The following is an 11,825-nucleotide window of genomic DNA, read 5'->3' as shown; positions in this document are numbered from 1 at the left end:
AAATTATATTTACATCTGCCTTGCGGAAGGTATGAAAAGTTCGATATGGAAGTCATTTTTTCAAATTACAGCATACTTATCGTTGACGATAATGAGATAAATGTGATGCTATTACAGGTCATATTGGAAGAAGAGCGTTTTCGCATTTACGCCGCGGCGGGTGCCGAGGAAGCTTTAACTATTTTGGATAAAAATAGGATCGATCTCATATTGATGGACGTTATGATGCCCGAGGTTAGTGGATTTGAGTTGACAGAAAAACTGAAGTCCACCGAGAAACTTCGGGATATTCCGATTTTGTTTATCACCGCATTAAATTCTCCAAATGATATTATTAAAGGGTTCGATTTAGGTGCCTGCGATTACGTGACGAAACCATTTAACCCACCGGAACTGATACGGCGGATTAAACACCAGATATCATTAATACATTCTCGGAATATTATTGTAGAACAAAAGGATCGTCTTAAAGAGACAATGGAGAGTAGAAATCAGCTGTATTCGATTGTTGCTCATGATCTCCGCTCCCCCATTTCGTCACTCAAGATGATTCTTAATATATTAACGTCAAAAGCGGAAGAAAATCAGTTACCTGCAGAAATCGTGGACATGCTATATTCGGGAAGTGACATTGCCGAACAGCTGTTTTGTCTATTAGATAATTTATTAAAGTGGACAAAATCAAATATGGGCATACAAACCTCCATGTCTCAATCATTTATATTTGACGAAACGATAGCTGGTGTCACAGAGGTTTTATTACCGACAGCGAAATTAAAAGATGTAGCTATACAACTACAATTGCAACATAATATCGAAATTCTTTTTGATGTAGATATTATGAAAAGTATATTACGTAACTTAATTATTAATGCTATAAAATTCAGTCAGCAATCGGGACGTATTTTGATAAATCTCTATACAGAAGATAAATGGGCGGTATTCGAGATAACGGATCGTGGAGTCGGTATGTCGATGGAAACACAAGATAAGTTACGGGCAAAAATATATGGAACGTACGCCCTCGGTACGGCACGGGAAGGAGGGACTGGCTTGGGGCTTTGGATCGTACAGCATTTTGTTACCATTAACCATGGAGAATTTTATTTTAGGTCAAAAGAAGGTGAAGGATCATGTTTCGGTTTTAAAATACCGAGGATATTGTCTGATGAACAAATATTATAATAAAAATGGATATTACGCGTAAACGCATACTCGTATCGGGGGGAGCAGGATTCATAGGTTCACATCTTTGTGAAAAGCTTTTGAAAGAAGGAAATGAGGTGCTTTGTCTTGATAATTTTTTCACCGGGGACAAGTCAAATGTAGTCCATCTGCTGAATGATCCTTATTTCGAGTTAATCAGACATGATATTACCGAACCGTTTTTAGCCGAGGTAGACCAGATCTATAACCTTGCTTGTCCAGCAAGTCCGGTACACTATCAGTATAATGCTATTAAAACGATCAAAACTTCGGTGATGGGAGCGATTCATATGCTGGGGTTAGCAAAGCGTGTGCATGCTCGTATATTACAGGCTTCTACAAGTGAGATATACGGTAATCCAACAATTCATCCTCAGGAAGAGAGTTATTGGGGCAATGTAAATCCTATTGGCATTCGTTCTTGTTATGATGAAGGTAAACGATGTGCAGAAACGCTTTTTATGGATTATCATCGTCAGCATCGGGTCGATATTAAGATTGTGCGCATATTCAATACATATGGTCCAAGAATGCACCCGCAGGACGGACGTGTCGTCTCTAATTTTATTGTACAAGCCCTTCGAGGAGAGGATATTACAATCTACGGAGATGGAACGCAGACGCGTAGTTTCCAATATGTAGATGACCTAATCGACGGTATGGTCAAAATGATGGAATCGGAAGACTTTATTGGCCCTGTAAACATCGGTAATCCGCATGAGTTTACCATGTTGCAGCTTGCGGAAAAAGTAATTGAACTCACGGATTCCAAATCCAAAATTAAATTTATGCCGCTCCCGATGGATGATCCAAAGCAGCGCCAACCAAACATTGAATTAGCTAAACAAGTGCTTGGATGGACACCAAAAATTCAATTGGAAGAGGGACTTCGAAATACCATCGACTACTTTCAAAAAATTGTATAGGCATATCCAATAATTTATCGTTTATTATGAATAAGTTCTTACTAATCTTTTTTACGTTATTATATTGTTCATGTATTAAAAAAGATCTTTATAAAGACACGGACAACGATAACACACCCATTACGGAAGAGAAGCCGATAGATACGTATCGTTCTTTTTCTTATCCGTGGGCAGAAGAGATTACCGGACCAGAAGCAGAAATAACAATTGCTGTTGATGGCTTGGATCCCGCAACATTAAATGACCTATCGCTCTCTATTCCTCCTTTGAAGTACAATAAGAGTCTGCTTTTTATGTTGACACAAGACGATTGTAAGCAGTCGGCATTTTGCAAAACCTGGGCTGCCATAAATGGCCGCCCTATTACCTCGACGGGGTCTGATCGAAATTATTATTATGATATCGAACAGCTTGAAGCAGACGATCTACCGCCAAATACCTTTGCACTTGGAAAAACATTGGGCAGCATGGATGGTCACGGTAAGGAAGTACGTTTTCATTTTACCACGACACTTGCTCCGGAATGGGATTTTATGTCAGCAGCCGTAGACGTTAATCGGGGTTTTGATGCTCATTATTTCCGCTTCTATATGAAGTCGGGCTTGCGTTGGAATAATGTACGGGAAATGCTTAATTACGGCACAGGAATAGCCTTTCATGATGTCAAAGCGGATGATGTTTCCAACGTTAGTGAACTGGTATCCCATTTAATGATTTCGCAAGACATTGTTCTTGACTCATTGGATGGAAGGGGAATTAAATTTATGGCCGAACCCAATGGCAATAAAAATTATTTGGCCGCAGCACAACAATATGAAGATATACAAACACTGACGGCACAGGCCGGCGGCCTGCAATTAATCCCTTATCGGATAGATTCTGATCTGACAGGAACGGTGGTAGAGCGAGTTTTTGCTACAACATCTGAAGTTAAGCAAATGGTCATCAACCAAATGTATGCAAAGCTAAATGACCGTAAAGCGGTGTATGTAGGCTTACATGAGACAGACAATGACTTTGTGCAATTACTGTTGTGGTTGAACGAGCAATACGGAAAGGACGGTATGGATTCGCTATGGTTCCCATCTCAAGAGGAGTATTATGAATACAATTATTATAGGCATCATTGCGACATAAAAATGGTCAAGAATGAGGGTATAATCAAGATTAACATCAAATTCCCCGAGGAAAAACACTTCTATTATCCATCATTAACGCTCAACCTCTCCGGTCTTCCGTTGGAAAATATACTATCTGTCACATCTAACAGCAGCGTAACAGGATTGTCATACGGCACTTATAAAGATGGAGTGAGCATTAATTTCGATTGCAGAAAGTACCTTTATGATCAAGCGAATTATTATGTAGATAAATATCTATCAACAAGAAACATAAACAATTTGCGTGATGCAAACTATTTTGTAAATATGTTGAAGGATACACCACAAAAGGACGTATTACTGGAAAAGATTGCAAATTAATATCCAGATCAAAAAATCACACGGGCACAACTTCTTTATTTCGTCTCTCGAATATACGCTTTATTCGTCCTATTTTATAAAAATCGTATAGAGCGATAATCAATAGAATGGCACAAGTGAGATAGAACGTTCCATTTTCCAGATATAAATAGCCAACTCCTCCAAACAATCCTCCGGCCACATAGGCCATCATAATAGTAAGAAGCAGATGAAATTTGTCGACCAATGCCTTATTATGTCTGTTTTCACGCTTACTAAACATTGAAACTAGAATAGCCAAATCGGTCGTGAGTCCCGTAAGATGAGTCGTTTTTACAACAGAATTTGATATACTTGCCGTAAGCCCATTTTGTAATCCCATAGCAAATAACAAAGCACCGACAAGAATCTCTGTTTCCTTCAAGGAGTTTTCGTAAAAGATATCTAGGTAAATCCCTACAAATAGAATACTCAAAAACTCTAAAATAACGGGAATTGCATGTGAAATATATTGACTCCAACGTCCTTTACCTTGAATAATCACAAAATTCGATAAAAAACTTCCGATAAAAAACAACAATACCCACAATAGTACCACAGCGCCTTGATACCAGTTCCCTTTGCTTATCTCTTGAGCTAGCACGGCGTAATACCCTGTTATATTAGATGTAAATGCAAAAAAGACAGTCACAGAAGCAACATTTACCATCCCTGCCGAAAAAGCAGTCAACGCGCCTAATTTCACATTATCAGATTGTGTCCGATGATTACTATACTTTCTTAGCATATTGGTTTGATTGCTCCTTTCTTTCCAAAACGATTTCGATAATACCTTTGACCTGTAGATCGAAGTTTAAGTGCAAAACCAGCCGATCTCTACTGATTTGCTGAATTTGAAAACTTTCGATCTGCTTACCCGCTTTACGAAGTTCCAAGACGTGTCCTCGTCCTTTAATAAACCACTCAATCTCACTGTTCTGTTCAGATGTTTCTGATTGTAGCGTCCCGTCCTCATAAAATTTCCAAATACCGAGATGTAGATCTTCCACATTACGTAAAATTTCCTTCTTTAATCCCACTTGCAACTGCAAGTCGGAGCTTGCACTGATATTATCTTTTTCCAACCGCCATTCCTTTTCCACCCACTCTCCTTGAATAAGGCGTTCAGGGCTTTCAAAATGCATAACAATCAAGGATGCGCCAATCAGTAAAAGGGCTACCAACAAGTAATTAAGGTTTACTAACACATCTCTATTCATAACTGAGTCTCCATTTTTTTCGAAAGAAAAATCCATCCAACGTATCCTGTCCCTTTAGTTTCGCTTCGCCCATAGAAACTGTTATGACTTCGGGCATATTGGACAGCTGTATGTTATTAAACATATCGACAATGTCAAAACTGTTCTTCGTATGCTTAAATTCAAATGCGTCTGGTAACACAATTCGGGCGAATTGACGTCCTTTTAGATAGTTACTTACATAGCGTTTATTTTTTGAAATCATAAAATCAGCATACATCTCCACTACCTTATTTTTAAAACGTGATTTTATCATCTCACATGCTTTCAGAAAATCTTCATCCTGTACCTCTGCAAGATGATCGTCCAATGTAAATCCCAATAACATACTAATGGATTCACCAAGATTATATCCACCGGCCAACACCAGCTCCACTTGTTCGTTGTCACTGTTTTCTAAATACTCCAAAGCGATTCGTAGCGAGTTAACGGTAAAATCTGTTGGGATAAGCACACGTTGTATCATTGACTTCTTATTGTTTTGATACAAAAGTAAGTCTGTGGCATAGCAACGGCATGAAACCCTAATTAGAATTTCATTAAACTTTCAACACAAAAATTAAAATGGGATTAAAAGAGGACTGCCATATTAAAAAGGCATTAAATAGGGCTATAAGTGGGTAACTCTATGCGTACTGTTGTTCCTTTTCCCAGAGCTGACGTAACGGATAACTCGCCATCATGCATCTTGATGATATTCCGTGCTAAAGGTAACCCGATACCGTATCCTGAAAAATTTTGTGTATTGGAAGCTCGAAAATAGGGATCATAAATATACAAGAGTTCCTTTTCTGGAATGCCAATACCTTCATCTCTAATCAAAATAAGAACACCATTTTCAAAAGCACCAAGTGCGACATAAGCCGTTTGATTCGGTGAATATTTGCAGGCATTGGAAACGACATTAGAAATAGCTAACTGAAGCAAAGGTGCGAGCCCATTTACTTTGAGTTTCATACTATCGTCGGGGAGCATACTAAAATCAGTTTTAATATGAAATCGCTCGTTGATGGCTTTGACGGTCATTTCTGCATCCATTATAATCTGGTCGATACGAACAGGTTTAAAATTGAGTTTATTGTCTTTTTCATATCCTGTTCTGGCGAGCAACAATAATGCATTCGTTTTTTTCTCCAAGTTTCCCGCTGCATCAACGATCTTCTGCATCGCTTTTTTATATTCTTCTACTGTTCGCTCTTTAGAAAGCGTAAGATCTGCAATTCCGATAATTGACGTTAATGGTGTATTGAGTTCATGCGACGCATTGCTGATAAAATTTTTCTGGGTTTCAAAAGATGTTTCAACACGATTGAGCATTCTGTTAAATGTATTGGCTAACTTATGCAACACGCCTTTATATTTTTCTTCACTCAATCGCAGATACAAATTTTCAGAACCAATTTTTTTCACTTCATCAATCAGTCCGTGAATAGGCTTGATAAAAGAGCGCTTCACCAGTAGCGAAACGACAATGACAAATAAAACCCCTAAAATAAGTGCAATCAGCAGCAAGTTTTGTAAATAACGCAAATGATGTGTATAGAAATAATTTTCTGCTGATACGCCGACAATATAGTTTTTGCCTTGTTGCTGATAAAATTTTGTCGAATAAAAAGTGTTCCCTTCCTTAAAATTAGCTTCCCCTTGTTTATCCACCTTTTCCCATAAGGATACATTAAATCCACTGTTGTTTATAATATTCGCTTTTTCATCAAATTCAACGATAAACTCTCGTTGATTATTTAATTCTTCCACATAGGCCAGCGACCAATCTGTCCGATTTTCTTTTCCATTCCACATTTGTTCCGCAGCGAGGTTTCGGCGTAAATCCAAGCGTTTGTAAAAATCAGAAAAGGCAAAATTGGTGATCGAGTACATGATAAATGCCACAAAAGAAACGGTATAAATCACTAAGATAGTAATCAACGCATATAACGTTTTGTTGTAACTTCTCATCTAGTCTTCTATTTTTAATACATATCCCATGCCGATAATCGTATGTATAGCTTTTACAGGTGTCGCTTTCTCTATCTTTTTACGCAAATAATTAACATATACATCCACAACATTAGATCCGATATCAAAATTAATTCCCCATACTTTATCTAATAATTCACTACGTTGAAAGACCTTTTGTGGCGATTGGATAAAAAGCAAAAGCAAACGGTATTCTGTCGCCGTTAAGTTAAGCTCTTGCCCGTTTACATAAGCGATCTTCTTATAATCATCAATTTCGATAAACTTATAAATATATCGCTGTGTTTCAACAACGTTTGATTGCTTCGACATTTCATGGTTTCTGCGTATTAATGTGCGCGTTCTTGCTTTAAGTTCGATCAGCTTGAATGGTTTGGACAGGTAATCATCTGCTCCACTGTCGAGTCCCAAAACCACATTTTCTGGTCCGCCAAGCGCGGTAACCATTAGAATAGGCAGGTTAGTGTATCCTAATGTGCGAAAATTTTTACAGATATCCAAGCCATTTGTTTCGGGGAGCAGAACATCCAAGATAACAATATCTATATTATTTGTTTGCAATAGATGAAGTGCACGTTCATAATTCGTGGCATGTAAAACGGAAGCTCCATCCTCTTCCAACCCTTGAATGATGACATCGGCGACGTTTTTCTCATCTTCAATTAACAATATTTGTTTTCCTTTCATGATACCCCTAACTTGTTTAGCAAATCGATGCGCTGCTAAATTAAAAATTTTGTGGACTTTGCTTTTAAATTTTCACAAAAAAAGGCGCCTTTGCGCCTTTTTCCTATAAATTCTTCATGATGGAATGCCCCATTCGGTCTCTTTTTGTTTTGAGGTAGGACTCATTATATGGATTGGGCTCAATTTCTATCGGCACATTATCCACGATTTCCAAACCATAACCTACAAGTCCTGCACGTTTGGTAGGGTTGTTGGACATTAAGCGCATTTTGGAAACGCCCATATGACGTAAAATCTGCGCACCTACTCCATAATCACGTAAATCGGGTTTAAACCCCAGTTGTAGATTAGCGTCCACCGTATCTACCCCCTCCTCTTGTAAACGGTATGCATGGAGTTTATTTACCAAACCTATTCCACGCCCTTCTTGATTCATGTAAACAACAATACCTTTACCTTCTTTCTGAATCATCTCCATAGCTTTATGAAGCTGTGGTCCACAATCACATCTACACGATCCAAAAATATCACCCGTCATACAAGAGCTGTGTACCCGTACTAAAATTGGCTCGTTTTCTTTCCACTCTCCTTTGAACAAAGCGAGGTGTTGCTCGCCTGTATTTTTTTGCGTGAATGCTTTCAACTTAAAGTCGCCCCATTGCGTAGGCATTTGAACCGTCTCCTCTTCCTGGATAAGGGAGTCATGTTTCAGCCGGTACTCTATTAAATCCTGAATACTAACAATTTTAAGGTCAAACCGCTCGGCTACGGGGATTAAATCCGGAAGACGCGCCATTTCTCCATCTTCTTTTAAGATTTCTACTAATACACCGGCAGGTTCAAATCCAGCTAAACGCGCCAGATCAATAGCAGCTTCCGTATGACCTGTACGTCGCAATACGCCACCATCTTTGGCAATTAACGGAAAGATATGTCCCGGACGACCCAATTCCTCCGGTTTAATATCAGGGTTTATCAATGCTTGAATGGTTTTCGATCGATCAGACGCGGATATACCCGTTGTACATCCGTATCCCTGCAAGTCGACGGAAACTGTAAAATTGGTTTCATAAACCGCCGTATTTTGCCCCACCATCAAGCCCAGATCCAACTCTTCACAACGTTCTTGCGTCAGCGGAACACATACGAGCCCTCTACCGTGCGTTGCCATGAAGTTTATTATTTCGGGTGTAGCGTTCCGGGCAGCTGTAACAAAATCGCCTTCATTTTCCCGATCTTCATCATCCACCACAATGACCACTTTCCCCGCCTTAATATCTTCGATAGCCTCCGCTATTGTATTTAATTTTATCTCCATCTTCGTATGCGCTTAATCTATGCAAAGGTAGATTTCATATGTAAATAATTTGTCTTTTAAAGGTCATATGGAATATCCCCGCAAAATCCCTATGTTATATTTTCTTTCTATTAAATTTAGAAATGACCCATTTCCAGGCCCGCTCCGCTTTCTGCTTATATTGATCCGCATCAAATAAAGCCGAATCTGTTGTTGACTTATACGTTAAAAATGCCGCCAACGGTGTAAGCACAATAATCGCCATCCACATTCCAATAAGCGGATCCATACTCCCGTCTTTTGCTGCCTTTTCGGCCATCGTGGATATAATGTGATATATCAGAAAGAAAATGATAGCTACCACAACAGGCAAACCAAGTCCTCCTTTGCGGATAATTGCACCTAGCGGTGCACCTATAGCAAAAAGCAATAGACAGGACACCGCTAACGTGAACTTTCTATGAAATTCAATGTGGTAACGAATATCTCTATCGGCAAAAGCTCGAAATTCAATATCTTTCATTTCCAACACACTGTTCATCTGCTGCGCTTGGCTCAATGCGTTGCTGATGATACCTCGGCGCTGGTCTTCTGGCACGTAATCGGTCACGAAATCGCGAAATTCTTTCACCGTTGCCTGTTGCACAGTGTCGACTCGATAATAAGGAGAAAAATAAGAGACGTAGCTTTGCGTTTCCGATAATATCTGCCGGGAAATACTATCCAGTTGCAAGCGATTCGAATCGGTGTATAATTTAAGCTGCTTTAAGTTGAGCATGGAATGATGAGACTTAAATAAACTTTCATCCGTCCTTTTCATCTGAAAGGCTTCCATATCAAACTTCTGTTCTGTTTCGGCAAAACGGAAACGTGTAAATTGCTGTCGTGGATCGTATCGTTTAGCATTCTTAACGCGTGATTCTTCGTATCGGACACCATCTCTCAGTCGCAATATCATGTAGTTATTGTCGGCAGAATTATGCATAAAACCTTCTTTTGCCAACAGCACATTATTCGCTGTATTACCGGTGCGATGGTCATAAATCATCAAATCATACAATATTGTCCCGTCCTCACTTTTATTCTTGGCGCGAATAGAATAACCGGGAATAGATTTATTAAAGATTCCGGGTTTAATCAGAAAATCAGCTTTCTTATTGCGCACATCCCACAATAACGAGCCCATTTTCAAGTTGACCACGGGTAGTATGTAATCGGAAAACAGGAAAGAACCTCCCGCAAATAGCGTAACCAGCACAATAAGTGGTGTCATGGCTTTTCGCAAGGAAAATCCGGCAGCTTTGATGGCAACCAATTCATAACTTTCTCCAAGGTTACCAAAAGTCATAATAGAGGAGAGCAACATAGAAAGTGGCAATGCCATAGACAACTGGACAGCACACTGATAACCGATAAGTTCCATCAATACATACCACTCGAAACCTTTCCCGATGAGATCATCGATATACTTAAATAAAAAAAGCATTAATAGCACAAACATCACGATACAAAAACATACCATGAACGGCCTAATAAATGCTTGTAAAATTAATAAGTGTATCTTCTTCATATCACCTCTTATCGATCATCGCAATATGGCTACAAAGATACTATTTTTTTCGGTAGTAATCTTAACTTATGCGCCTATGACACTCTGCAGATAGCCGACAGAATTGTTCCATATTTGCTTCCTATCTTCCAAATTATCAGGCTTTACAAAATCGGTGATGGCAAGTGCTACGTCATTGGTTAATTCATCTTGTATAATCTCTATTTCAAAATAATAAGGCTCATCCTCCAGCCATTGAAAACGTACACTTTTATTCTCCTTTACCGAGACTAATTTGGCCCGATTCATCTCGTCGTCCCATATGAACTCATAGATACCCTCTTTGTAATTGACGTCATCAGCAAACCATTGCGCCAATGCATTCGGCTCATGGATAAAAGGAAACAAAATTCGTGGTGATGAATTTATAATATACTCTAAGTGAATTTCTACTTTCTTTTCCATATAGTTTGTTTTGGTTAATTAAAAAACCAAGCTATTTTGTCTGTCGGTAAGTATACAATTTTATTTTGTGATTCAAAACAGAATAACAGAATTATTTTTTACATCGATTGTTTATGAAAACAAAAAAAATATTTTTTGCCTTTGGAAATGGCGACTTATTGCTATATTTGCATCACGAAAAACGGCGGGGTAGCTCAGATGGTTAGAGCGCAGGATTCATAACCCTGAGGTCGGCAGTTCGATCCTGCTCCCCGCTACTGGATTATCAGAGGGTTACACGTAAAAATGTAACCCTCTTTGTTATTGGTACGGGACGAAAAAATTATCAATGCTTTTTTTGGAGACGAAATGCAACATACGGCAGTTATTATATTTTCCATATCTTTGTTAACATGAATGCAGCACACTACATAGGAAAAAACTGCCTCATGGTCTTTTTTTTGATCATGGCCATTTCGTTAAAAGCTGTTTCTTCTACGAAATCTACTATAGATTATACGCATAATGATCCTGCCGAACAAAGTCTTATTACGTTTGCCAAGAAACTATTGGGAGTCAAATATAAATATGGCGCAGCGAGTCCATCTCAAGGGTTCGACTGTTCTGGCTTTGTCCATTATGTATTTAAACAGTTTGGTATAACATTGCCCAGAAGCTCTTCTGCTATCGGACAAGCCGGTGACAACATTTCGTTAACGGAGGCCAAAGCCGGTGATATCATCCTTTTTACCGGTACCAACTCAGCAAAAAGAATAGTAGGTCATGTCGGTATTGTTTTGTCAAATAACAAGGGGGAAGAATTACGCTTTATCCATGCAAGCTCCGGTAAAGCGTACGCGGTTACCGAAACGTCGTTGGAAGGCAGCTACAAAAAGCGGTTCATGAAGGTGATCCGAGTTATATAACGCAACTTCCCATTTAAAAAATAAAAGCGCCATAGCTTTTTTGTGCTATTATTGT

12 protein-coding genes and 1 tRNA gene are annotated in these 11,825 nt (G+C 38.9%); 5 read left to right on the top strand and 8 right to left on the bottom strand.

The features are described 5' to 3' along the window. Positions 1-45 precede the first annotated feature (45 nt). The 3 genes from H8B06_RS08040 to H8B06_RS08030 are packed head-to-tail and all read left to right on the top strand — an operon-like array spanning position 46 to position 3,613. The gene (locus H8B06_RS08040) at positions 46-1,185 is read left to right on the top strand and encodes a hybrid sensor histidine kinase/response regulator (protein ID WP_190993771.1); all 1,140 of its coding nucleotides are present in this window, start codon (positions 46-48) and stop codon (positions 1,183-1,185) included. Positions 1,186-1,190: 5 nt separating this feature from the next. Beyond that, on the top strand, positions 1,191-2,132 hold the full coding sequence (locus tag H8B06_RS08035; protein WP_190993770.1) for a UDP-glucuronic acid decarboxylase family protein: 942 nt from the start codon (positions 1,191-1,193) through the stop codon (positions 2,130-2,132). Between the two features lie 26 nt (positions 2,133-2,158). Further along, positions 2,159-3,613 (top strand): polysaccharide deacetylase family protein, encoded by a 1,455-nt coding sequence (locus tag H8B06_RS08030; protein WP_190993769.1) that lies wholly within the window; start codon positions 2,159-2,161, stop codon positions 3,611-3,613. A gap of 16 nt (positions 3,614-3,629) precedes the next feature. Here the strand turns inward: H8B06_RS08030 and H8B06_RS08025 are convergent, their stop codons facing one another. The 8 genes from H8B06_RS08025 to H8B06_RS07990 form a co-directional block, all read right to left on the bottom strand. Then, entirely contained in the window at positions 3,630-4,379 is a 750-nt protein-coding gene (locus tag H8B06_RS08025; RefSeq protein ID WP_190993768.1) for a YoaK family protein, read from the bottom strand. Next, a complete protein-coding gene (locus tag H8B06_RS08020; protein WP_190993767.1) occupies positions 4,363-4,851 on the bottom strand; it encodes a hypothetical protein in 489 nt (162 codons plus the stop codon). Before H8B06_RS08020 ends, H8B06_RS08025 begins: the two co-directional genes overlap by 17 nt. Beyond that, positions 4,844-5,356 (bottom strand): hypothetical protein, encoded by a 513-nt coding sequence (locus H8B06_RS08015; protein WP_190993766.1) that lies wholly within the window; start codon positions 5,354-5,356, stop codon positions 4,844-4,846. The genes H8B06_RS08020 and H8B06_RS08015 overlap by 8 nt, the downstream gene beginning before the upstream one ends. A gap of 134 nt (positions 5,357-5,490) precedes the next feature. Beyond that, positions 5,491-6,846, bottom strand: a complete 1,356-nt coding sequence (locus H8B06_RS08010; protein ID WP_190993765.1) for a HAMP domain-containing sensor histidine kinase — start codon at positions 6,844-6,846, stop codon at positions 5,491-5,493. Then, positions 6,847-7,554, bottom strand: a complete 708-nt coding sequence (locus tag H8B06_RS08005) for a response regulator transcription factor (RefSeq protein WP_190993764.1) — start codon at positions 7,552-7,554, stop codon at positions 6,847-6,849. It abuts the gene before it with no gap. Positions 7,555-7,657: 103 nt separating this feature from the next. Beyond that, positions 7,658-8,872 carry a bifunctional 3,4-dihydroxy-2-butanone-4-phosphate synthase/GTP cyclohydrolase II gene (locus tag H8B06_RS08000; protein ID WP_190993763.1) on the bottom strand — a complete coding sequence of 405 codons (1,215 nt, stop codon included), beginning with the start codon at positions 8,870-8,872 and terminating at the stop codon, positions 7,658-7,660. A 94-nt stretch (positions 8,873-8,966) separates the two neighbouring features. Beyond that, positions 8,967-10,421, bottom strand: a complete 1,455-nt coding sequence (locus H8B06_RS07995) for an LptF/LptG family permease (protein ID WP_190993762.1) — start codon at positions 10,419-10,421, stop codon at positions 8,967-8,969. A gap of 66 nt (positions 10,422-10,487) precedes the next feature. Continuing rightward, positions 10,488-10,865 (bottom strand): START-like domain-containing protein, encoded by a 378-nt coding sequence (locus H8B06_RS07990; RefSeq protein ID WP_190993761.1) that lies wholly within the window; start codon positions 10,863-10,865, stop codon positions 10,488-10,490. A gap of 183 nt (positions 10,866-11,048) precedes the next feature. Here H8B06_RS07990 and H8B06_RS07985 point away from each other — a divergent pair. Both H8B06_RS07985 and H8B06_RS07980 read left to right on the top strand, forming a co-directional pair. Then, a tRNA-Met gene (locus H8B06_RS07985) sits at positions 11,049-11,122 on the top strand. A gap of 171 nt (positions 11,123-11,293) precedes the next feature. Further along, positions 11,294-11,770 carry a C40 family peptidase gene (locus tag H8B06_RS07980; protein ID WP_190993760.1) on the top strand — a complete coding sequence of 159 codons (477 nt, stop codon included), beginning with the start codon at positions 11,294-11,296 and terminating at the stop codon, positions 11,768-11,770. Positions 11,771-11,825: the final 55 nt, after the last annotated feature.

Source organism: Sphingobacterium micropteri, assembly GCF_014692515.1.
Lineage (GTDB): Bacteria > Bacteroidota > Bacteroidia > Sphingobacteriales > Sphingobacteriaceae > Sphingobacterium > Sphingobacterium micropteri.
This window is presented reverse-complemented; position numbering and strand designations above follow the sequence as displayed.

Coding starts and splice junctions, on each gene's coding strand:
- H8B06_RS08000 (WP_190993763.1), bottom strand. CDS start 8,872: ATGGAGATAAAATTAAATACAATAGCGGAGGCTATCGAAGATATTAAG.
- H8B06_RS07995 (WP_190993762.1), bottom strand. CDS start 10,421: ATGAAGAAGATACACTTATTAATTTTACAAGCATTTATTAGGCCGTTC.
- H8B06_RS08010 (WP_190993765.1), bottom strand. CDS start 6,846: ATGAGAAGTTACAACAAAACGTTATATGCGTTGATTACTATCTTAGTG.
- H8B06_RS08025 (WP_190993768.1), bottom strand. CDS start 4,379: ATGCTAAGAAAGTATAGTAATCATCGGACACAATCTGATAATGTGAAA.
- H8B06_RS08015 (WP_190993766.1), bottom strand. CDS start 5,356: ATGATACAACGTGTGCTTATCCCAACAGATTTTACCGTTAACTCGCTA.
- H8B06_RS08040 (WP_190993771.1), top strand. CDS start 46: ATGGAAGTCATTTTTTCAAATTACAGCATACTTATCGTTGACGATAAT.
- H8B06_RS08005 (WP_190993764.1), bottom strand. CDS start 7,554: ATGAAAGGAAAACAAATATTGTTAATTGAAGATGAGAAAAACGTCGCC.
- H8B06_RS08035 (WP_190993770.1), top strand. CDS start 1,191: ATGGATATTACGCGTAAACGCATACTCGTATCGGGGGGAGCAGGATTC.
- H8B06_RS07990 (WP_190993761.1), bottom strand. CDS start 10,865: ATGGAAAAGAAAGTAGAAATTCACTTAGAGTATATTATAAATTCATCA.
- H8B06_RS08020 (WP_190993767.1), bottom strand. CDS start 4,851: ATGAATAGAGATGTGTTAGTAAACCTTAATTACTTGTTGGTAGCCCTT.
- H8B06_RS07980 (WP_190993760.1), top strand. CDS start 11,294: ATGGTCTTTTTTTTGATCATGGCCATTTCGTTAAAAGCTGTTTCTTCT.
- H8B06_RS08030 (WP_190993769.1), top strand. CDS start 2,159: ATGAATAAGTTCTTACTAATCTTTTTTACGTTATTATATTGTTCATGT.